The sequence below is a fragment of the Niabella insulisoli genome, from assembly GCF_039652435.2.
GTDB lineage: Bacteria > Bacteroidota > Bacteroidia > Chitinophagales > Chitinophagaceae > Niabella > Niabella insulamsoli.
The window spans coordinates 3582126-3604447 of sequence record NZ_CP190246.1 but is presented as its reverse complement, the minus strand read 5'-3'; the positions used below and the strand labels follow the sequence as shown (position 1 = coordinate 3604447).

The following is a 22322-nucleotide window of genomic DNA, read 5'->3' as shown; positions in this document are numbered from 1 at the left end:
TGATTGCTTAAATCTTGAAACCAAGCGTCAGCAGAATTCTGGAATTATTGCTTTTAATATTTGCCGGATAAAAATCAGCTGAAGTTAAGCGATAAGGGTAAATCACATCTTTGCCGAAACTGTGTACATAACCCAGGTCAATAAAGAAGCCTTTGTTGCGGTAACCCAAACCGCCTGTACCCTGAATCATTTCTCCTTTTTCACCTGCAATGTCTTTATAAGGATTGCCATAATAAGCGCCGCCAAAGCGTACTGCTAACGTATTAAATTTCAGTTCGGCGCCGAGGCGTGCATTTACCGCACCTTTATAAGCATTGTCAATAGCGCTATTCAGTCCGCGGAAATATCCGTTGTTAGCGCCCTGGTCATTTGCGGTTGTTCTAAACTGAGAAGCCATATAATTTACATATTCCACATCGCCGGAAACAAAGCCTTTTTGAGTGGTGACATCGTTTACATTGCCAAATAGAAGCGAAAAGCTACCCATTAACTTGTAAGGCGTATTGAGATTATAATCATATACTAATTCGTTGCTTGAAACCGTCTCATCAAAATCGTCAAGATTAGCGCCCGCAGAAGCCACATAGCTGTCGCTCATAGAATAAAAGGTCGGAGAGTGGGCGGCAAACCCAAGCCGCAAATTATCTGTTGCTTTAAAAACGACACCGGCTTTTAGATTAATACCCACGCCTTTGGTCACTAAATCGTCGTCGAACCAGGCGGCATCAAACCCGTTGTCGGTAGTGCCGGGATCCTGTTCGGTATATTGCCTGCTGGCGCCGTATCTTAATATCGGCATGCCGATCGATCCGCCTAAAAACACTTTTTCGTTGAGGTTGGCAGCGCCAGCGATGGCAAATTCTGTAATGCCGCCGTTGGTGGTGATCACTTGTTTTTGCTCGAGCCCACTTGCAATGGCCAGGTCAACAGCCGAAGAAGAAAGCTCGCCGGTTCCGTCATCGCTGATCCAACCAGCATCCATAGCCAAGCCTGAACCGTAGTCGTTCAATCCGTTGTTCGCTACGATATCTTCAATAAAATAATCTGCCATTGAAGTTCTGCTGAGTTGTCCGCCCTTGTTAGTGTAAGTTACCCGGTTATTAAAATCAGCAACACGATTAATCGCAATTCCAAAAGCAGAGCTTTTCAACGAGCCGCGGCCGTAATTTGGCTTACCCAATACAAAGCCGGTGGTTCCTAGGAAGCCGCTTCCTTTTTTGTCTGTGGTGTTTACGCCCAGATAAGAGGCATCGTTATTGAAGAAGTTGCCGCCCCCCGTAATCACAAAATCGCCTGTTTTATAAAAGCCAATATTGGCAGGGTTGGAAAAAATAGTTGATATTTCTCCGCCGATAGCGCCGTTGGCATTACCAATCGCCTGAGAACGTGCTGTTCCCGAAGCTTGCAGCCAGGAGTATCTTAAGGCATCTTCAGGCGTTTGGGCCAGAACCGATCCACATGCAGCGATCAACGATGCAGCCAAAAATATTTTTTTCATTTATAAAGTTTAAAAAATGTACAAGTTAAATAGCACAGCGGATTCGCTTAAAACCTTCTGCCGCTGCTGCCTCCACCGCCGCGGCTACTTCCGCCGCCGCCGCCATAAGATCCGCCACTGCTCGAAGGAGAAGAAGCCGGGGGCGAATAGGTGGATCTGCTTTCTGTGCGCGGCTGAGAATAAGTATCGCTTCTGCGGTAGGTATCATTGGAGCGATAGGTTCTGCTATAACTTCCGCTATTAGAGTAACGGCCGGAGCTGCGAGAACTGCTATAGCCGGAGTTGCCCGCATTTGTATTGACACTTCCTCCATTGCGCACACCGTAGGTGCTGCGATAGGTTACCCCCGAATTGTTTCTGTATCCGGCGGTCGTATTTCTTCCGCTTCCCATATTAATATTACCGCGATTGTAAGAGCCCAGGTTGGTCGTGCGTGGCCCATAATCCACCCTTCGTCCTACAACGACGCCACCGCCATACCAGCCGCCCCAGCCCCAACCGGGACCGTACCAGCCATTATACCAGGGATCGTACCAGCCGCCCCAGCCCCAGCCGCCGCCATACCAGCCACCCCAGCCGGCATACCAAGGGCTGTTCCATCCCCAACCAAAGCCGCCGCCATACCAGCCGCCATACATGCCACCCCAGCCCCATCCGGGTCCGTAAAAGCCGTTGTACCACGGATTGTACCACATATTCCAATAACTTACAGGGCTCCACGGATTATTCCAATACCAGGGGTCGTTCCAATAAGCCCAGTTATTATAATAGCTGAAATTGTATCTGTCGCCGTAATAATACCAGTCGTCAAGCGCGCTCCATCGATCGCGGTTGCGCACTTTCATCCGCAGGTAGCGGTCATCATAGTCTTCATACGCTTCATCGTCATCATAACTACGATAACGCTGCTCATCAGTCTTCCTTATTTTGGCATATTCCTCTTCCGTAGGAGCGGGCGAACTGTACACATCGTCGGGGGTTTGTCCCGTCCTGTAGGCAGACGAACAACTGGCCAAAACCAGCACGAAGCCAAAAAGGAACATTAGGGTTGTAAATTTTATTTTCATCCGTTTATTTTTTTGTTTTTATGGGGTAAGATCGAACAGCGCATGTCGTTTATTGTTGTTAGAAATCATATGCGTTGTTTCATTCTTTTATATTTAAAAATATTACCAATCGTGTCGTAGGAATGAGCAAATCTATGGTAATCGTTTTATCAGCGTTCAATCTTTCATTCCACTTGCTTTCGTATCTGTTAAAATATTATCCTTAATTGGGCTTTAAAATTTACATTTGCTCTCCTTAAAACAGCAATTTGTAAAAATAAGGCATAATCCTTTAAGGTTGTGACGTAGAATTGTGATAAAAGGATGCAAACTTTGCTGTTAATTCACAACATTTTTTGTTAAAAAAGGTTGGCAACTAAATGGAAGGGCTACAGCTACATTAATATACGAAATAACTGTCCTCCTGGTTGTACCTAAATTGAAGATTTATATATTATGAGCAAAGAAATTACGCCACGGGAGCAGGACTATTCGCAGTGGTACAATGACCTGGTTTTAAAAGGCGGACTGGCCGATTATTCGGCGGTGAGAGGCTGTATGGTGATCAAGCCTTATGGTTTTACGCTTTGGGAAAATATGCGCGACGCCCTGGATAAGATGTTTAAAGACACAGGCCATCTGAACGCTTATTTCCCGCTTTTCATACCTAAAAGCTTTCTGAGTAAAGAAGCCGCCCATGTAGAGGGGTTTGCGAAAGAATGTGCGGTGGTAACGCATTACCGCCTGAAAAATGACCCCGACGGGAACGGCGTGGTGGTAGACCCGGAGGCAAAATTGGAAGAGGAGCTTATTGTTCGCCCCACCAGTGAAACCATCATCTGGAATACTTATAAAGATTGGATTCAGTCCTACCGCGATTTGCCTATTCTGGTAAACCAGTGGGCAAATGTGGTGCGTTGGGAAATGCGGACCCGGTTATTTCTCCGCACGGCAGAATTCTTATGGCAAGAAGGCCATACTGCCCATGCCACGCAGGAGGAAGCGGAACTGGAGGCCAAAAAAATGCTTGACGTTTATGCCACCTTCGCTGAAGAATTTATGGCCGTTCCGGTTTTAAAAGGCGTTAAATCGGAAAGCGAACGCTTCGCCGGCGCCATTGAAACTTATTGTATTGAAGCGCTTATGCAGGACGGCAAAGCCTTGCAGGCCGGCACTTCTCATTTTCTTGGGCAGAATTTTGCGAAAGCCTTCGACGTTAAATTCCTCAATAAAGACAATCAACAGGAATATGTTTGGGCCACCAGTTGGGGCGTAAGCACCCGTTTGGTAGGCGCCTTGGTGATGGCCCACAGTGATGACGAGGGGTTGGTGTTGCCGCCGAAAATTGCGCCGCTGCAAGTGGTGATTGTGCCCATCTTCAAAGGAGAGGAGCAGAAAGCCCTGATCGACGAAAAAGCTGAAGAAATCATGTCGAATCTTAAAAAGATGGGCATCCGGGCAAAATATGACGATAATGATAATGCCCGCCCCGGTTGGAAATTCGCCGAATATGAGATGAAAGGCGTGCCCGTGAGAGTGACCCTGGGCGCCCGCGACCTCGCGAATCAACAAATAGAAGTGGCGCGCAGAGATACGCGGACCAAAGAAACGATACATGCCGACGGCATCTCGCAGTATATTGACGGACTTTTGCTGGATATTCAGCACAATATGTTTAAAAAGGCCAAAGCATATCGCGACGAACATATTACCAAAGCCGATACCTGGGAAGCGTTTGTAAAACTTTTGGACGAAAAAGGCGGGTTTGTATTGGCGCATTGGGACGGGACAGCCGAAACCGAAAATGAGATAAAAGAACAAACCAAAGCCACCATCCGGTGCATCCCGATCGATGATATGGGACTGGAAGATGGCGTTTGCATTTTGAGCGGCAAACCTTCTAAAAGAAGAGTTTTGTTCGCCAGAGCTTATTGATAAAAGCCTTTTGTACGAAAAAGCCGGAAGTGTTATAAAACGCTCCCGGCTTTTTTTATTATTGTGATGATTAATATTTTTTCACCAGCGCGCTCATGGGGTTGCGCAGGTTTTGGAAATTGGTCATGTCAATGCGCACCTTACCAACGATAATCGGGCTTTCAATGCGAACCGGAACATGGTTGGCATCATCCGTTACCCAAACGGTCATCTGGTCATCATCTTTAAAAATCGTTCCTTTAATGGTTGAAGGTTTTATTTTGACGGTTTTAAATTTTCCGTATTTCGTGCTGATCGTTTCTTTACCGAGATACCTGATCTGCATCGGATGTGTTTCATTATCTAAAAAAACAGTGAAAGGCACGCGGTCTACGCCGGGTTTTAACCTGTTAAAGTCGATGTTTCTGGCATAAAAAACCGCACTCACGACGTCGTGTGCACAAGCAGGGATTTTAAATACGCCCTCGCTGCTGATGGCGGTGTTAGCCGATTTATTAAAGCTCACGTTTTGATATTTTTTATAGCCGCCTTCATTGATGTTCCGGACGAATTTTAAAGGCTGAAGCGTTTCCACATCCATAAAAGTTTCATAGGTGTCTTTCGCCTTATAGGCCCATTCATACGAAGGAAGCGTGTGGCCTTCTCCGACAACATGGTAAACTGATTTGCCATTCAGCTTCTCAAGGGTCGTTGTAAAAGAGCCCGCGCCGGCGGTCACGTTGATGAGTTTTGCAGCTGTATAATATACTACAAATTCAACTTTTTCCCCGGCTTTAAACGCGGTATTGTTGATACCGCAGTTGGGAGCGATGGTGGTAGATTGCGTTTCAGGCTGTTTTGCGCCAGCCATCGCGGCAATCGAAAAAAGTGCTAATATGGACAATCTAAGTGCTTTCATATCATCTATCTGTTTTAATTTATTACTTCGCTGCTTTAGTAAAAGAAACGAAAATTTAGCCGGCACGGATGATGCCTATTTTTGTTTTTTCAGGATATTTTTAATTCCCAATATCAGCAGGCTGCCTATCAAAGCCGGAAATACCAGGTTAATGATCCAGATTGTTAACGAAGCCAGGCTGACACCCAAATGATTGGTGGTAAACAAACCCATGAGCTGGATGCTCAATTCGTTTTTTAATCCTAAATCAGTAAATAAAGCAATGGTGGGGATAATTGCCATCACCAAAAACATGACACTCATTCCCATCCAACTCTGCAATATATTAACATCTACCTCAAACAGCTCAAACAACAAATAATATTGCAGGCTAAAAACCAGGAACCTGACTACTGATAATGACAAAAATTTGATCAGTAACGTTGCACTTATATGCTCAACGGCTTCAATTGCCCAGGAGAACCTGCTGATTTGCGGCAATTTATCAATAATTTTTATCAACCAGGGTAACCTGAAATAAAATAATAACAATATAACAACAATAGTACCCGAAAACCATAAAAAAGCGTTGGCAAATGCAAGGCTAACCATTTCAGAGGCGATAAGCTGCTCTTTTAAAAAAAACAAAGCCAGCGTGCCCATCGCAAAAGTGATGATCAACTGGCTCATGTTTGCTACGATAGTTAAGGAAACGGCTTTGATACGATTACCTTCTTCCATATATAATACACGGCCTACATATTCCCCGATGGAATTGGGCGTGCTGATCGAAAAAGAAATGCCGGAAAAGATAGCTTTAAATGCCCGCGCAAAGCTGATTTGCTGCACACGTTTTACGGCGAGCATCCACTTATAGGCTTCGAGACTCCAGTTTACCAGCATTAAAACAATCGTCGCAATCAGGAAAAATACATTGGCGCTGGCCAGCGAAGCTTTGATTTCGGAAAGGGCTTCTTCAAGCCCGGGCTGCCTGCTTATTTGCCTGTAAATCGACCAGGCCAACCAGGCAAACAAAAGCGGCCCGAGAAAATAATTGATAAATATCTTAATATTTTTGTTCACCTTCACGTGGAGGCGTAAAAATAGTATCTGTTTGCAACAATCTTCTAAAATAATATTAGGTATTGACCCCGGAACGATCATTATGGGCTATGGTGTCATTGTCTGCGATCAGCGAAAAATACAATTGCTGGAAATGCAGGGCCTCAAACTGCCAAGCCGGAAAAGCAATTATGAGCGACTGAGTTTGGTGTATCAACGCGTCAATGAATTGATTCAATTATATAAGCCGACAGAATTTGCGATCGAAGCCCCGTTTTTTGGAAAAAATGTGCAGAGCATGCTCAAGCTGGGGCGGGCCCAGGGCGTGGCGATTGCTGCGGCGATGCATTACAATTTGCCAATTACTGAGTATTCGCCTAAAAAAGTGAAGCAGGCGGTGACCGGCAACGGTAATGCCAGCAAGGAGCAGGTATGGAAAATGCTGCAGCAAACCCTGAAATTGAAAGAGTTGCCCGATTATTTTGATGCGACCGATGCGCTCGCCGTTGCCATCTGCCACCATTACCAGCTTTTGTCGCCGGTGCCTACCTCGGGGAGCTTTAAGGGGTGGGACGATTTTATAAAAAAGAATCCGCAGCGGGTGAAGTGAAGATTAATCAGGAATTTATTTCTGATTTTGTAGGCTATAAAGGCGATTAAAGTTGCCTGAAAATTTCAAAAAGTCGCCACCAAAAAATTAGTAGTTTGCCGGTGAATGACGGACAATAAGAAATATCGTAATGATGAATACCCTTCGATAGCGCAAGAGCCAGATATATTTTATAAAACCTTTTCTTCTCAAGAGGAGGCAGATGCCTACAATTTAAAAATGCGCCTTCAAAAGACGGATCTGGAGCGATTACAGACTCTTTGTCGCATGATACGCATTGGCAAAATGTTTTCAAATGCCAGAATCATAGAATAACATATTTGTTACAGGGCGTTTCTTGATGACGAATTGATCGAATTTTGGGATTTTTTAAATAAAAATCATTCATCCTACATATGGTTGGCGGTTTTGCGGTTAACCTACAAGGATTTATCAGGGCAACCGCAGCCGCTGACCTTTGGCTGATGGATGACCTCTGAAATCGGCAAAAACTGCGGAATGCTTTTAGAGAACTCGGTTATGGAGATATCCATCGATAGAAACAATGCCGTTTGTACCGGGCTAGACACAATTTTACATTGCTAAAAGGTTAGTGCTGGATATTATGACTTCGATGAAAGGTTTAGAGGATGTAAGTTTTAATACCTGCCTTAGCCGTGCGAAACTTGCAGATTTTAGAGGTGTTAAGGTGCCTTTTTAAAGTATCGACGATTTAATTTCAAATAAAAAAGCAGTGGGTCGCCCAAAAGGTCAAATCGATGTAATTGAACTCGAAAAAATAAAGAAAATGAATGAGGGGATCTAAGACCCGGGTAAATGATGATTTTATTAACAGCTGCTAACTTTCGGGCTGCCGAAACTAATAAATTTGGGTTACTCTCCTTATCTTTGCGCCAAATTTCAGCGAATGATGGGTTCTAACGGCTTCAAATCCTTTATAGTAGTGGCTTTCAGCCTGTTTTTGACGTTTGCGGGCTTTTCTGGTTTTGCGCAGCACGGCGAGGCTCCGGCCGCGCATGCAGCTTCCGGTCACGAAGCGGAAGAAGCAGCCGGTTTTAACCCGGGTGAGGCCATTCTGCACCATATTGCCGATTCGCACGAATTTCATTTTTTTAACTTTAAGAAAAGCGACGGCACCGAGGTTCACGCCACTTTGCCTTTGCCGATTTTAGTATATGCTCCTCAAAGAGGTTTTTCTGCTTTCATGTCGTCTAAATTCCATCATGGTCATGAGGCATATAACGGTTATAAACTGGAGCATGATAAAGTGGTAGCCGTAGATGCAAACGGAAATATCGACGAGTCGGTTAAAGTTTACGATTTTTCAATTACGAAGAATGTGGCACAGATGTTACTGGCGATGATTGTGTTGGCGCTGATTCTGGGGTCGCTTGCCAAACGATATATGAAAGGCAAAGGGGTTACCACTGCTCCTTCAGGTTTTCAAAATGCGGTGGAAGTGGTGATCACTTTTGTTCGCGATGACATCGCAAAGCCCAACCTGGGGCCGAAGTACAAAAAATACCTTCCTTATTTGCTTACAGTTTTCTTCTTTATTTTAATCAACAATTTATTCGGCTTGTTACCGGGCGCGGCCAACGTAACCGGCAATATAGCCTTCACCGCTGTGATGGGTATTATTTCCCTGATCGTTATTTTGTTTAGCACCAATAAGCATTATTGGGAGCATATTTTCTGGTTCCCGGGCGTACCCTTGCCGGTTAAAATATTGATGATACCCGTTGAATTGCTCGGTGTATTCACGAAGCCTTTCGCGCTGATTGTGCGTTTGTTCGCCAACATGACAGCGGGCCACATCGTGATTTTAAGCTTTGTGAGCCTCATCTTTATCTTCGGAGAAATGAGCACCACCGCCGGATGGGCTTTTAGTCCTGTGTCTATTGCGTTTGTTTTGTTTATCTACGTTATCGAGATCCTGGTAGCATTTATTCAGGCTTATATATTTACCGTGCTGACGGCCGTTTTTATAGGCGGGGCTATCGGTGATCATCATTATGAAGAGGACGTGCTTCCGCATCATTAATTCGTTTTTATTTTTAATTATATAAAAAATCACAATCATGGATTTATTAAACACTTTGTTGGAAGTAACCGGTAGCTGGTCTCACGTAGGTGGAGCTTTAGGTGCTGGTTTAGCAGCAATTGGCGCTGGTTTGGGTATTGGCCAAATCGGTAAAGGCGCTACTGAAGGTATCGCTCGTCAACCAGAAGCAGCTAACGACATTCGTGGCGCTATGATCTTAACTGCAGCCTTTATCGAGGGTGTTGCCCTTTTTGCGGTAATCGCCGGCTTATTGGCTGTACTGAAGTAATAGCTCTTCAAAAAAATTATTGCACCTTAAGCAAAGGGCGGCGGGTGCAGTATTTTTATCTGGTCAACTTTTGTGCTACTATCAACAACCTTGCGTCGCACACTTGATTGGTGGAATATTCGATCAACAATTTAGTTAAAGTCAATGGTTATATTGACTAAGAACTATCAACTATCAATATAATAAAATGGATTTACTCATTCCCGACTTTGGTTTTTTTGCATGGGCGCTTCTCGCTTTTGTGATTTTGCTTTTGATATTAAGAAAATTTGCGTGGAAGCCGATTCTTAAATCATTAAACGAACGTGAGCAAAACATTGCTGGCGCTATCGCTTCTGCCGAAAAGGTAAAAGCTGAAATGGCAGCGTTGCAAAGCGAAAACGAAGCCTTGCTGGCCAAGGCCCGCGAAGAGCGCGCTGCTTTGCTGAAAGATGCCCGTGAAACAAAAGACAGAATGATCAACGAAGCGAAGGAGCAGGCTAAAACAGAAGCTTCTAAAATTATCGCTGATGCCCAGCAGGCCATCAATGCTCAAAAAATGGCTGCTTTAACGGAAGTGAAAAATGAAGTGGGCAAGCTGGTCATTGAAGTAAGCGAAAAAGTGCTGAAGCAAGAACTGAGCAGCCCCAATAAGCAGGAAGCGCATATCAATGGGCTTGTTGACAGCATCAAACTGAATTAATCAACAGCCCGGCGGCTGATAGTGAACAGGAAGTAATTTTCAAATCATAAGTTTCAAATCGAAATATACAAATGCTTAATCCCCGTTTAGCATACAGATACGCCAAAGCTTTACTCGACATTGCGGTTGAAAAATCTCAATTAGATAAAGTTTTTGCCGACGTGCAGTGGTTGCAGGCCGTTTGCAAAAGCAGCAGCGAGTTTGTGAATCTGTTGCGCAGTCCGATCATCAAAGCCGATAAAAAGCAAAAGATCGTAGAAGCGGTTGCGAAAGATCATGTAGGCGAAATCACTTCAGGCTTTATTCGTTTGCTGATTAGTAAAAGCCGCGAAAGCCATTTGCCTGAAATGCTGAACGAGTTTGTTGTACTTTACAAAAAGCACAATAACATCAATACCGTAAAACTAACCACCGCGGTTGCCATCAGCGATGCCGTAAAGCAAAGTATTATTGCACAGGTTAAAAAGGCGGCCGGCGTTGAAAAGGTAGAGCTTGAAGAAAAAGTGGATCCGAATATTATTGGCGGCTTTGTCTTAGAAATGGGCGATAGAATGGTAGATGCCAGCATCGCTTACGATCTACGCGAAGTAGCCAAGCAATTTAAAAACAATGATTTTATTTATAAAGTGAGATAAGCTTTATAAATCTTATAAAGAAAAACCTCGGCAATCGCTGAGGTTTTTTTGTGTAGTTTATTGTCTTTTTACCACATAACTTCCCACTTCTGTACCATCGTCTTTTATCATTTTCAGGCTAAGCTCTTGTTGAGTAGCTTTAACTTTTATAAGTGTCCGCCTGCCTTCCTGCGGGCCGCCGCCGATGATAATCGGATAGTTGTGGGCGCCTTTTTCAGGAGCGAAAACGCCATATTTATGGGTATGCCCGCATAATACCATATCCACTTTATATTTATCAAAAAGCGGTGCAAAAAGTTCCCGGCAGTGCATGGTGCCGTGCCAGTCGCCCGAATAGAAATGAGGGATATGCATCATCACCACCCGAAACGGCGCCTTCTTAAACGCGGTGGTTTGTGCGATTTGTTCAAACCAGGCAGCCTGCTCTCTGCGGTACGAATCAAAATCGACGATTCCGGCATACACAGGCGCGTCGTCGGGTTTGTCTTCGCCCGTATCTATTACGATATTATAGACGGGGCCCCATTGATAACTGTAATAATAATCCCCTGAAGGAGATGTAAAATAATCTGCCAGGGCGCGACGAAATTTGCCCCTCGTTTCGTGATTGCCTCTGACAAAAAGAAAGGGCGTGTTGCTCGCAAATGTATCCGTACAAGGCGTTATCAAATGGTCGATGAGTTGCTTTTCGTCGGTTTGATAATCGAACATGTCACCATTCAAGAATACGTAGTCGTAGGGCGCCGCTCCGTTTAGTTTCATTAATTGCGAGAAAGAATGAGGCCTGTCGTGAATGTCATTCATCACCAGCCAGCTTACTTCTTTCGCTTCAGGGTCGACTGTTTTAAAGGTGTTGACGTCGCCTGTGATCGTTTCTCCGTAAGTAAGTTTATAGGGCAAAAACTCTTTTATCTCTTTGGAAACCACGCGATAGCTATATTCGGTGTTGGGTTTCAGGTTGGTTAACTTCACATTGTTGACCCTGTTATAAGCGCTTACCAAACCATCAGCAACTTCGTGGGCTTTTTGGTTGAGCTGATTGCCTTCGCCATATTCTACCCAGCTATAACAAAGCTTGTTAGTGATCCAAAAAATATGCATGCTGTTGGATGAAGGCGCCTGCAAATAGGGCTTCGATAGAAAAATGTGTCCGTCTGCTGCACGGGCTGCCACATCGTTTACATCATCAATAAGCGGAAAACCATGGCCGATGCCCAAAGCGCCCAAAAGCCCGGCTTTGGAAACATGATCCAAAAAATCGCGACGATTAATTGACATAGTTGAGATTTAAAAGTTTAGAGCGATTAATTATTATTTCGAATGCGTTTGTAAATCCTGATAGCAAGCATTAAAAGGATAACCAGCAAAAGAGTGCCTGCAATTCCCCATATCAGGCTTATACCTTGCTTTACAACTACCAGCATTACGATGCTGATCAAAAATAGGGTAGCTACTTCATTCCACATTCTCAATTGTTGTGAAGTTAATGTAAACTTTCCCTTCAGTTGTTGTTTGAAAATGATGTGGGTGTAGCAATGGTATCCGTATAAAAATAAAACCAGTATCAGTTTAAGCAATAGCCATAAGCCTTCTTTTTTAAAAATAGTGGACACCCAGTTGCCGCTGATCAAAACGGTGAGGCCAAACACTAAGGTAAGTAGGGCCGAAGGCCAGGTGATACCATACCATAAGCGTTTCATCATGACGGCGAACTGTGCCTGCAACACCTCTTTCGCATCTTTTTCTTTATCGTTGGCTTCCACATTATAGATCAGCAATCGTGGCATATAAAACAAGCCGGCGAACCAGGTAACAACGAAAATGATATGGATGGCTTTAAGGTAAAAATAGGACATAAAGAGCGTGTGCAATAATGAAAAGCTAAGTGTGAATAGGCAATAGTTATTGGTGAATGTTAAAAATAAAAATTATCTTGATTTAATTAGCCCGGATATTAATCTGAATGAGCTTTGCAGATAAATTTCTAATTTTCCTAACGAATAGGCTTTTAAATAGTCCAGCGCTTCTGCGGCTTCAAGAGCGGCGTCGATTTCTATAACAGATCCTCTCGCGATTTCAAAAAATCTTTTTCTTTCCGTTTCAGATTTTCTTGACGCTCCCTCGGCAATATTGAGCAGATTAGATAACGCGACGCGGCGGATTTGAGAAGCCATCCCGAATTTTTCATAATCGGGTAACCTGTGCGAAAGCTTGTAGCATTCTACCAAAAGGTTTTTAGAAGCCTTATAAACTTCTAATTTTTGATGATTCAACTCCAGGAACATAGCAACGATTTGGCTAAAAGTACTTAAAAAGAGCCGTTGTTTTATCACAATTTCTATGGACTCTTGATTTATGGCCCTTTCACGATTCACGATTCACCTTTCACTTTTGCCAATTGCCTCTTCCCTTTCACCTCTCAACCTCTTCCGCATCTCGGATCAATTCCATCAACGCTTCCACCCACGCCTCCTGCACGTTCATGCAGGGAACATAGTCATACTTTTCACCGCCATTTGATAAAAAGTCTTCCTTGCCCCGCTCCTCAATTTCTTCTAAAGTTTCAAGACAGTCGCTCACAAACGAAGGGCACACCACTTTTATTTTTTTAATGCCTTCTTTGGGAAGATTAGGCAAACGCTCCTGCGTGCTGGGCAGTAGCCAGGGATCGCGCCCGAGGCGGCTTTGATAGGCCTGCGCCCATTGATCTTTTTTTAAACCCAGCTTTTTTGCAACCAGTTCGCTGGTGATCGTAACCTGATGGCGGTAACAGGTAGGATGGGAGGCGCTCGATTTAAAACAACAATTTTCCACCTGCATGCAATGGCTCTTTGTCGGGTCGGTTTTCAGAACATGTCGCTCGGGTATACCATGGTAGCTAAACAATAACTGGTCATAATCATCCTGCAAATAGGGGCGCATACTTTCAGCCAGCGCATGGATATAGGCGGGGTGCTTGTAAAAAGGGGGAACAGTTTTTAATACAAACTTATAATTATGTTTTTTATGGATCTCCTTCATGTACTCAACCGCCGTTTCCCAGCTGCTCATTGCATAATGAGGGTAGAGCGGAACTAAAATGACTTCTTCAAGATCCGGAATTTTTGCCAAAAGGTTATCATAAGCAGTCTTCGGATGCGGCTTCCTGTAACGCATTGAAATTTCAATCGGCATATCTGTTTTTTGTTGAAGGGCCTGCTGCAAGCGTTCGGTTAGCACAATCAGCGGCGATCCCTGTTCCCACCAGATCGTCTTATAAGCTTCGGCCGATTTGGCGGCCCGGAAAGGCGTAATGATACCTTTTACGAGCAACAAACGCAACCAATAGGGTTTGTCGATTACGCGTTCATCCATCAAAAACTCGTCCAAATACTCCTTAACATCAGATCGGCTGGTCGAATCCGGCGATCCGAGGTTCATCAAAATAATTCCTTTTTTATTCATTAGCGAAAAATATAAACGGGCCTTTAGGATCTGCTATCTTTTTTACAAAAAATTGAAAAGAAGATGAAAGTAGCATCCACTTAAAAAATCATAACACAAACAAGAAAGGCCCTGCCTGAAAATTTTTGCAAAGTTAGCAAAATGTAGTTCCTTATTTTTAAAATTGATAGATATCATCTTCTACTTTTTTTTGATGTACATGACAAAAAAATGACGTTCAAGATCGCAGCCTTCTATACATTTGCAGGACTCACATGTCTGCCGAAGATTTTCATATTTCAAAACAGGTGCTCGATCGGTTTTGTGTTGCAGGAATCAACTATCATAAAGCTGATACCGCAACCCGCGGTTTATTTTCAATTAATGAAGAACAGTTTGCTTCTTTGGCGATTGCTGCCAAAGCAGCCGACTTGAAAAGTGTTTTTGTGGTTTCTACCTGTAACCGCACAGAGATTTATGGTTTTGCAGAATCGGTAATGCAGTTGGTCAATCTTTTGCTTGATCAATGCAAAGCCGACAGAAACACTTTCTTTGAATATGCTTATCTGAAGAATGGCAATCCGGCGCTTCAACATCTATTCAATGTGGCGTCAGGCCTTGATTCGCAAATTCTGGGCGACTATGAAATTTTGGGTCAGATTAAAAAAGCTGTTGACCTGGCAAAGCTCAACGGTGTGATTGGCCCGGTGATGGACCGCACGCTCAACTTTGTTTTTCAGGCGTCCAAACGAATTAAAACGGAAACAGCATTGAGCAATGGAACCGTTTCTGTTTCTTTCGCGGCGATCGAATTGCTTCAGGCCATACCCGATCTTTCTACAAAGAAAATGCTCGTCATCGGTGCCGGCAAGTTTGGGTCGAATGTATGCAAGAATCTTGTTACTTATTTTCCCGACGTGATGTTGACGGTGATGAACAGGACGGACGATACCGCGCTGGCTTTATCAAAATCAAACGGAATTCATTTTTCTGAGTATAAAAATAAAGCCCAGGCGATCAGCGAATCGGACGTGGTGATTGTTTGCACCAATGCCAACGAGCCTACCGTATTGCCGTCTCACTTCAACGAAACTGATGATAAACTGATCCTCGATTTGTCTGTCCCTGTAAACGTTCATCCCGGCGTAAAAGAGATGAACGGCAAACTGGTGATAGATGTAGATGAAATTTCTACAACCATTCTTGATAAAACCCTGGCCAGGCGCCGCGCAGAAGTGCCCAAAGCAGAAGCCATCATCGAATATTATACGCAGGAATTCTGGCAATGGCTTAAAGATTACCGCTATGCGCTGCACTTAAAAACCTGGAAAAGTAAATTGCAGGAAATCGACAAACTGCAATTACATCCATGCGAATTTGCGAGAGACGCTGATTTAAAACAACAAACGGTGAAGGCACAAAAAGCTGTGAAGCAGCTTGCCGTGAACCTGAAAACAAAAAATGATAAGGGTTGTCAGTTTATTAATTTGATTAATGATTACCTGCGAATGTCCTGATGCGAAAAGATCCCATCCGAATAGGTACCAGAGAGAGCCAATTAGCTATATGGCAGGCCGATCTTGTTAAAAAAAATCTTGAAGAAAACGGCCACGAAGCAACGCTGGTGGCTATTAAAAGCGAAGGTGATATCGACCTCGTTACGCCCCTTTATGCGATGGGCGTACAAGGCGTTTTTACCAGAAGCCTGGATGCCGCTTTGTTGAGCGGAAAGATTGATATTGCCGTTCACAGCATGAAAGATGTGCCGGTTCAGTTGCCTACCGGAATAGCACAGGCCGCAGTTTTAAAACGAGCCAACCATAAGGATATTTTAGTTGTGAATGATAAAAAGTCAATTGAACATCAATTATCGACTCCGTTTACCACTCATCATGCTCCACTTATCATTGCAACCAGCAGCGTTAGGCGCAAGGCGCAATGGCTGCATCGATATCCGCAAACAACGATAGAAAATTTAAGAGGAAATGTGAATACCCGCTTGAAAAAAGTAGCGGAGAGCGGTTGGCATGGGGCCATTTTTGCAGCGGCGGGCTTGGAGCGGATCAATGTCAGGCCCGACAACAGTTTAGATTTAGACTGGATGCTGCCCGCCCCGGCGCAGGGTGCCATCATGGTGGTGGCCCGCGAGAGCGATGCGGAAGTAAGAGATATATGTGCTAAGCTAAATGACCCATATACCGCTATTGCTGTGAAAATTGAGAGAGATTTTCTAAGTGCTTTGATGGGTGGTTGTTCGACGCCTATAAGCGCTTTGGCGCAGGTAAGTGAGGCCGGGATTGTTTTCGAAGGAAATATAGTAGCGCCCGACGGCAGTAAAAAAATAGAAGTAAATCAGCATTTCGAGCTGCGCGACATTGATCAGGCAGGCGCCTCCGCAGCCCAACTGATTTTAGAACAAGGAGGTGACAAAATCATCAGCGCGTTTAACAATGCAAAGTAATCGCGTTCAAATATTAAGTACAAAAGTTTTAGAGCCCGCTATTATTGAAAAGGCCGGGGCTCATGGGATTCTCATCACATGCATACCTTTTATTGAATCAAACACTGCTATTAATGAAGCATTGGCTCGTCAGATTAATGCGCTGGCAGCGGCCCCAATCAACGCAATTTTTACCAGTTCCAAAGCTGTAGCTGCCGTGGCGTCGGTCTTAACGCAACAGCCCGGCTGGAATATCTTCTGTTTGTTTGGCGCGACGAGGAAACATGTGGCCCAACTCTTTCCGCAATCTGTTATTAGAGCCGATGCCGAAGACAGCGCCGCGCTTGCCGGGCAATTACAAAGCCAGGCCTTGAAAGAAGTACATTTTTTTTGTGGTAATAAACGGATGGATACCATTCCGCAAAGGCTGGCCGGAACGCAAGTGGTGCTACATCAGCACATCGTCTATAATACAGAAGTCAAACCTCATAAAATCGACCGCGCTTTTGACGGTATTCTTTTCTTCAGTCCCAGTGCGGTTGAAAGTTTTACCGAGCTCAACAAAATTGATGCGAATACAACAAGTTATGCGGTGGGAAATACAACGGCAGCGGCTTTAAAGCCCCACACCGAAAATATTGTTATCGCTGAAACGGCCAGTGGTGCCGCCATGTTGAATAAAGTAATTGAAACTATAAAAGACAAATGAACAGAGATAGAACCATAAAGAACGACCTCATCGTTAAAACCTTACTCGGTGAACCAACCGAACGCACTCCGGTTTGGATGATGCGGCAGGCCGGGCGGTATTTGCCCGAATATATTAAGTTGCGCGAGAAGTATTCTTTTTTTGAAAGATGTCAGCAGCCTGAACTGGCTTGTGAAATCACATTGCAGCCCGTCGATATTGTGGGTGTGGATGCGGCCATTCTTTTTTCAGATATTTTGGTGGTGCCGCAGGCGATGGGCATGGAGGTGCAGCTGATCGAAAAGTTGGGACCCCTGTTGCCCGAGCCGATCAGGCAGGAGCGTGATCTGAAGCGCATTCAGGTGCCGGATGTTCATGATCGTTTAAATTATGTGTTTGAGGCGATCAAACTGATCAAGCAGGAATTAAACGACCGTGTGCCGCTGATAGGTTTTGCCGGCGCGCCGTGGACACTGCTTTGTTATATGGTGCAGGGAAAGGGAAGTAAAACATTTGACGAAGCGAAGGGTTTTTGCTATCAAAATCCCGAACTGGCGCATGCTTTATTACAAATGATTACAGACACGACGATTGCCTATTTAAAGGGTCAAGTGGCTGCGGGTGCAGATGTGGTGCAGGTGTTTGACAGCTGGGGAGGATTGCTGGGCAAGAAAGATTTTGAAACCTTTTCGCTCCGCTATATTCGTCAGATCGTTGAGGCGGTTAAAGAGGAAGTCCCCACGATTGTATTTGCTAAAGGTGCGTGGAGTTCGCTACAGGAAATGGCTGAAACCGGCGCTCATGGATTAGGGATTGATTGGTGTATTGAGCCAAAGATGGCCCGCCAATTTGCAGGCGACCAAATTACGCTGCAAGGCAATTTTGATCCTGCCAAACTATTGTCGCCGATACCAGTGATACAAAGTGAAGTAAAACAAATGCTTTCAGCATTTGGGCCGGGCAAACATATAGCCAATCTTGGGCATGGTATTTTGCCCAACGTTCCGGTTGATCATGCAAAGGCGTTTGTAGAGGCGGTAAAAAATAGTTGATAATAAGAAAAAACTAAGATGGAACAGGATTCAATACGCGATAAATGGGTGTCTATCATCCACCAGTTGCAGGACGATATTTGTAAAGGGTTGGAGCAGGAGGACGGTGCGGCTGTTTTTGTGGAAGACCGCTGGGAGCGCGAGGGCGGAGGCGGCGGAAAGACCCGTGTCATTGCAAACGGCGCTGTTTTTGAAAAAGGTGGCGTGAACACTTCTGTTGTACATGGCCCCGTAACAGAAACAATGCGTAAAGCCCTGGGCATTGGCGGCAGTCGATGGTTTGCGGCCGGCATCAGCCTGGTAATCCATCCATTCAATCCTTATGTTCCAACGGTTCATTGCAACTACCGAATGTTTGAATTATATGATGAAGAACATAAAGTGATGGATCGCTGGTTTGGCGGCGGCACCGATTTAACGCCTTACTATTTAATGGAGGAAGATGCCCGCCATTTTCACCAGACGTATAAAAATGTTTGTGACAACTTTAGCCCGGATTTCTATCCTGCATTTAAAAAGGTTTGCGATGATTATTTTGTGAATACCCATCGCCATAATGAACGGCGGGGTATCGGAGGTATTTTCTACGATCACCAAAAAGCGGATGCGCAAAAAGATGTCGCCTTTTGGATGGATTTTGGTAAAGCTTGTGGCAATGCTTTCCTGCCTGCGTATCTTCCCATTGTCAGCAAAAGAAAAAATACCAACTTTGAAGCGAAACATAAATATTGGCAGGAAATAAGAAGAGGCCGCTATGTAGAGTTTAACCTTGTTCATGACAGGGGAACCATTTTTGGTTTAAAAACAAATGGAAGAACCGAAAGTATTTTGATGAGCTTGCCGGCGACGGTAAGGTTCGATTACAATTATCACCCTGAACCGGGAAGTGAGGAGGATCAATTGTTACAGGTTTGTTTACACCCCAGAGAATGGGTGGATACAGATCGTATTTCCGAAGAAGATTGGGCCGCTCGGGTAAACCGATGTTAGGTTCCCTCTATAAAAAGGCGGCGATTTAAAATATGCAATATGTATTTACAGCGAAGAAATAGAATTACCCGCAGGTCGGCAGCAGTACGCGCATTGGTTGCGGAAACAGTGTTAACGCCAAATGATTTTATGGTACCGTTGTTTATTGGCGAAGGCGAAAATATAAAAACAGAAATTGCTTCGATGCCAGGTTATTACCGAAACAGCCTGGACATAACCATTAAAGAGGTGAAGGATCTTTGGAGCATGGGATTGAAAGCGGTGTTGCTTTTTGTGAAGGCCGATGACCAGCTGAAAGATAATACCGGCAAAGAAGCATGGAACCCGGATGGCCTGATGCAGCGCGCCATAAAAGAGATTAAGAACGCCGTTCCGGAAATGCTCGTAATGACGGACGTAGCATTGGATCCCTATTCTCAATATGGCCATGATGGCATCGTTGAAGTAGATAAAGGCACAATTTTGAATGACGAAACGGTGGAAGCGCTGACCCTAATGAGCCTTTCCCATGCCGCTGCCGGCGCAGATTTTATTGCGCCCAGCGATATGATGGACGGACGTATCGGCGCTTTTAGAAAGGCGTTGGAAGAAAGCGGATTTAGTGATGTGGGTATCATGAGTTATAGCGCCAAATATGCCAGTTGTTTTTATGGCCCCTTTAGAGACGCGCTGGACAGCGCTCCAGGTTTTGGAGATAAGAAAACTTATCAGATGAATTATGCCAACCGCATTGAGGCGATTAATGAAACCCTGCAGGATGTAACGCAAGGTGCGGATATTGTCATGGTAAAGCCGGCTATGGCTTATCTCGATATCATTCGGGAGATCAAAAATGCAGTCACCGTGCCGGTTTCAGCCTATCATGTAAGCGGCGAATACGCGATGATCAAAGCGGCTGCAGCGCGTGGCTGGCTCGATGAAGAAAAAGCTATTTTGGAAAGCCTTACTTCGATCAGAAGAGCGGGCGCCGATCTGATTGCTACTTATTTTGCAAAGGATGCTGTTAAAATATTGTCCGGCTTATAAAGATAAATTGTTGAGCCTTCGATTTAAAATTTGAATTATGCCTCGTGTTCGCGTTCCTCTTGATAAGTCTAAAGCAACCAAGCGGTTGGTGCTTTTTGTTTTGCTGCTTATCCTGTTTACGCTCATGGCAGTAAAGCCAAGCCTGCTCACCAGAAGCAGCGAGAACGGTTTTTTAAAAGTGATCGGCTATATCGGAACATTCATCTTGATTTTTCCTGCCGCATTAAATGCGCAGAAAGTGTTTACCAAAAAAGCAGGTTTGATTATCGATGACGAGGGAATCAGTGATAACTCCATGAATGTCTCTTTTGCCAAAATCGCGTGGAAGGATATTTCAGAAATCAGGCCGCTGCAAATTTCGGGCGACCCGTTTATTGCCTTGTTTTTAAAACAACCCGAACGTTTTATCGCAAACGAGCCGAGCCCGATCAAAAGAAAAATGTTGGAGTTGAATTATGCCTCGCTCAAAACCCCGATTAATATTGCAGCGGGCAGGCTGAATGCCGATTATAACAAACTGTTGGACGCCATTCTGAATGAATTTGAAAAAAGCCGTTAGGTTGCAACAGGTATTTTGGTGGAGGGGCTCGACTTGTCTTTCCTGATTAAAAGCAAGGCGCTTATTCTTTAAAAGATTGAAAGTATTATGTATAGTTACGAATCGAGCAAGACATTATTTGAAAGAGCGCAACAGTCCATCCCGGGCGGCGTCAACTCGCCGGTGCGGGCTTTTAAAAGTGTAGGCGGTGTGCCGCTATTTATTAAAAAGGCTAAAGGCGCTTATTTATATGATGCTGACGATAACCCATACATCGATTATATCGCATCCTGGGGGCCAATGATACTTGGGCATGCTTATGAGCCCGTGGTGGACGCCATTTGTGACCGGGCCAGGTATTCCACATCTTTTGGTGCGCCCACCGAACTTGAAATTGAAATGGCCGAGCTTATTAGGTCGATGGCGCCCAATATCGATTTGATTAGGATGGTAAGCAGTGGAACGGAAGCTTGTATGAGCGCTTTACGTCTTGCGCGCGGCTTTACCGGTAGAAATAAATTTATAAAGTTTGAAGGTTGTTATCACGGGCATGCCGACGCTTTTTTGGTGAAAGCCGGCAGCGGCGTTGCCACGTTTAATATTCAAACGGTACCAGGCGTAACCGCTGCCATTGCCAATGATACGCTCACCTGTGCCTATAACGACCTCGATGCAGTTCGCCAGTTGGTGGCCGAAAACAAAGGTGAAGTGGCTGCTATTATTGTAGAACCTGTCGCTGGGAATATGGGCTGCATTTTGCCGCAACCCGGCTTTCTGGAAGGCCTGCGAAATATTTGTGATGAAGAAAATATGGTTTTGATTTTTGACGAAGTGATGACTGGCTTTCGCCTGGCATTGGGTGGAGCGCAGGAAAAACTGGGCGTCAATGCCGACCTGGTTACATATGGAAAAGTAATCGGGGCCGGGATGCCGGTGGGCGCTTTTGGAGGCAGAAGAGAGATCATGGAATGCATTGCGCCGTTGGGAAACGTTTATCAGGCGGGTACTTTAAGCGGTAATCCCATTGCTATGATTGCAGGCTATACGCTTCTTAAAGCATTAAAGGAGCGTCCGTCTTTGTTAAAAGAACTGGATGAAAAAACCCTGTATCTGAAAGCGGGCCTTGAAAAAGTGTTAAACGAATGGGGACAGGCTTACACGATCAATCACTTGGGAAGCATGATCAGCGTGCATTTCAGCGAACGGCCGGTTACCGATTTTGCCAGCGCCGCTGCCTGCGATATTGAAAGGTTTAAAAAATGCTTCCATGCCATGTTGAAGCGGGGCATTTACCTGCCGCCATCGGCTTACGAAAGTTGGTTTTTAAACAATGCGCTAACCTATGAAGATTTGGATAAGACGATCGGGATGATGGCCGAGAGTTTAAAGGAAGTGTAAGCGTTTTTCATCAGAAGATTTTGAACGGTTGCCACTTTGCGGGCAACCTTTTTTTTTGAAGCCCCTTCGATTCCCGATTTCCTCACTGC

General features: G+C 44.6%; 22 protein-coding genes. 14 read left to right on the top strand and 8 right to left on the bottom strand.

Features of this window, described 5'->3' with window-relative positions:
- Positions 1 to 7 precede the first annotated feature (7 nt).
- Both ABDK00_RS15110 and ABDK00_RS15105 read right to left on the bottom strand, forming a co-directional pair.
- Positions 8 to 1498 carry an aromatic hydrocarbon degradation protein gene (locus tag ABDK00_RS15110; protein WP_346236520.1) on the bottom strand — a complete coding sequence of 497 codons (1491 nt, stop codon included), beginning with the start codon at positions 1496 to 1498 and terminating at the stop codon, positions 8 to 10.
- 47 nt (positions 1499 to 1545) lie between these two features.
- A complete protein-coding gene (locus ABDK00_RS15105) occupies positions 1546 to 2565 on the bottom strand; it encodes a hypothetical protein (RefSeq protein WP_346236521.1) in 1020 nt (339 codons plus the stop codon).
- 435 nt (positions 2566 to 3000) lie between these two features.
- Here ABDK00_RS15105 and proS point away from each other — a divergent pair, with 435 nt between their 5' ends.
- The gene (proS, locus tag ABDK00_RS15100) at positions 3001 to 4479 is read left to right on the top strand and encodes a proline--tRNA ligase (protein ID WP_346236522.1); all 1479 of its coding nucleotides are present in this window, start codon (positions 3001 to 3003) and stop codon (positions 4477 to 4479) included.
- A gap of 70 nt (positions 4480 to 4549) precedes the next feature.
- Here proS and ABDK00_RS15095 read toward each other — a convergent pair whose 3' ends face one another.
- Both ABDK00_RS15095 and ABDK00_RS15090 read right to left on the bottom strand, forming a co-directional pair.
- The gene (locus ABDK00_RS15095) at positions 4550 to 5377 is read right to left on the bottom strand and encodes a DUF3108 domain-containing protein (RefSeq protein WP_346236523.1); all 828 of its coding nucleotides are present in this window, start codon (positions 5375 to 5377) and stop codon (positions 4550 to 4552) included.
- Between the two features lie 75 nt (positions 5378 to 5452).
- Positions 5453 to 6445, bottom strand: coding sequence for a lysylphosphatidylglycerol synthase transmembrane domain-containing protein (locus ABDK00_RS15090; RefSeq protein ID WP_346236524.1), 993 nt, complete (start codon positions 6443 to 6445; stop codon positions 5453 to 5455).
- Between the two features lie 25 nt (positions 6446 to 6470).
- On the opposite strand from ABDK00_RS15090, the gene ruvC reads away from it, so the two are divergent.
- The 5 genes from ruvC to atpH all read left to right on the top strand — a co-directional run bounded on the left by ruvC (position 6471) and on the right by atpH (position 10678).
- The gene (gene ruvC, locus ABDK00_RS15085; protein ID WP_346236525.1) at positions 6471 to 7028 is read left to right on the top strand and encodes a crossover junction endodeoxyribonuclease RuvC; all 558 of its coding nucleotides are present in this window, start codon (positions 6471 to 6473) and stop codon (positions 7026 to 7028) included.
- Between the two features lie 907 nt (positions 7029 to 7935).
- On the top strand, positions 7936 to 9072 hold the full coding sequence (gene atpB, locus ABDK00_RS15080) for a F0F1 ATP synthase subunit A (RefSeq protein WP_346236526.1): 1137 nt from the start codon (positions 7936 to 7938) through the stop codon (positions 9070 to 9072).
- Positions 9073 to 9109: 37 nt separating this feature from the next.
- Positions 9110 to 9361 (top strand): ATP synthase F0 subunit C, encoded by a 252-nt coding sequence (gene atpE, locus ABDK00_RS15075; protein WP_346236528.1) that lies wholly within the window; start codon positions 9110 to 9112, stop codon positions 9359 to 9361.
- 187 nt (positions 9362 to 9548) lie between these two features.
- Positions 9549 to 10043 carry a F0F1 ATP synthase subunit B gene (gene atpF / locus ABDK00_RS15070; protein WP_346236529.1) on the top strand — a complete coding sequence of 165 codons (495 nt, stop codon included), beginning with the start codon at positions 9549 to 9551 and terminating at the stop codon, positions 10041 to 10043.
- A 71-nt stretch (positions 10044 to 10114) separates the two neighbouring features.
- Positions 10115 to 10678: an ATP synthase F1 subunit delta gene (gene atpH, locus ABDK00_RS15065; RefSeq protein ID WP_346236530.1), complete on the top strand. Its 564-nt coding sequence runs from the start codon at positions 10115 to 10117 to the stop codon at positions 10676 to 10678.
- Between the two features lie 57 nt (positions 10679 to 10735).
- Here atpH and ABDK00_RS15060 read toward each other — a convergent pair whose 3' ends face one another.
- The 4 genes from ABDK00_RS15060 to hemH all read right to left on the bottom strand — a co-directional run bounded on the left by ABDK00_RS15060 (position 10736) and on the right by hemH (position 14122).
- Positions 10736 to 11956 carry a metallophosphoesterase family protein gene (locus tag ABDK00_RS15060; protein WP_346236532.1) on the bottom strand — a complete coding sequence of 407 codons (1221 nt, stop codon included), beginning with the start codon at positions 11954 to 11956 and terminating at the stop codon, positions 10736 to 10738.
- Positions 11957 to 11982: 26 nt separating this feature from the next.
- On the bottom strand, positions 11983 to 12534 hold the full coding sequence (locus ABDK00_RS15055; RefSeq protein ID WP_346236534.1) for a CopD family protein: 552 nt from the start codon (positions 12532 to 12534) through the stop codon (positions 11983 to 11985).
- Positions 12535 to 12606: 72 nt separating this feature from the next.
- On the bottom strand, positions 12607 to 12963 hold the full coding sequence (locus tag ABDK00_RS15050) for a four helix bundle protein (RefSeq protein ID WP_428400341.1): 357 nt from the start codon (positions 12961 to 12963) through the stop codon (positions 12607 to 12609).
- Between the two features lie 127 nt (positions 12964 to 13090).
- Positions 13091 to 14122 carry a ferrochelatase gene (hemH, locus tag ABDK00_RS15045; protein ID WP_346236536.1) on the bottom strand — a complete coding sequence of 344 codons (1032 nt, stop codon included), beginning with the start codon at positions 14120 to 14122 and terminating at the stop codon, positions 13091 to 13093.
- A gap of 254 nt (positions 14123 to 14376) precedes the next feature.
- On the opposite strand from hemH, the gene hemA reads away from it, so the two are divergent.
- The 8 genes from hemA (at position 14377) to hemL (ending at position 22233) form a co-directional block, all read left to right on the top strand.
- Positions 14377 to 15618, top strand: a complete 1242-nt coding sequence (gene hemA / locus ABDK00_RS15040; protein ID WP_346236537.1) for a glutamyl-tRNA reductase — start codon at positions 14377 to 14379, stop codon at positions 15616 to 15618.
- Positions 15618 to 16562, top strand: a complete 945-nt coding sequence (gene hemC / locus ABDK00_RS15035; protein WP_346236538.1) for a hydroxymethylbilane synthase — start codon at positions 15618 to 15620, stop codon at positions 16560 to 16562. Before hemA ends, hemC begins: the two co-directional genes overlap by 1 nt.
- The gene (locus tag ABDK00_RS15030; RefSeq protein ID WP_346236539.1) at positions 16552 to 17250 is read left to right on the top strand and encodes a uroporphyrinogen-III synthase; all 699 of its coding nucleotides are present in this window, start codon (positions 16552 to 16554) and stop codon (positions 17248 to 17250) included. The genes hemC and ABDK00_RS15030 overlap by 11 nt, the downstream gene beginning before the upstream one ends.
- Positions 17247 to 18281, top strand: a complete 1035-nt coding sequence (gene hemE / locus ABDK00_RS15025; RefSeq protein ID WP_346236540.1) for a uroporphyrinogen decarboxylase — start codon at positions 17247 to 17249, stop codon at positions 18279 to 18281. The genes ABDK00_RS15030 and hemE overlap by 4 nt, the downstream gene beginning before the upstream one ends.
- 18 nt (positions 18282 to 18299) lie before the next feature.
- Positions 18300 to 19271 carry an oxygen-dependent coproporphyrinogen oxidase gene (gene hemF, locus ABDK00_RS15020; protein ID WP_346236541.1) on the top strand — a complete coding sequence of 324 codons (972 nt, stop codon included), beginning with the start codon at positions 18300 to 18302 and terminating at the stop codon, positions 19269 to 19271.
- Positions 19272 to 19310: 39 nt separating this feature from the next.
- Complete coding sequence (gene hemB, locus ABDK00_RS15015) at positions 19311 to 20297, top strand: porphobilinogen synthase (RefSeq protein ID WP_346236542.1); 987 nt, start codon at positions 19311 to 19313, stop codon at positions 20295 to 20297.
- Between the two features lie 37 nt (positions 20298 to 20334).
- Positions 20335 to 20856, top strand: coding sequence for an STM3941 family protein (locus ABDK00_RS15010; protein WP_346236543.1), 522 nt, complete (start codon positions 20335 to 20337; stop codon positions 20854 to 20856).
- 87 nt (positions 20857 to 20943) lie between these two features.
- On the top strand, positions 20944 to 22233 hold the full coding sequence (hemL, locus tag ABDK00_RS15005; RefSeq protein ID WP_346236544.1) for a glutamate-1-semialdehyde 2,1-aminomutase: 1290 nt from the start codon (positions 20944 to 20946) through the stop codon (positions 22231 to 22233).
- The last annotated feature ends 89 nt before the right edge of the window (positions 22234 to 22322 follow it).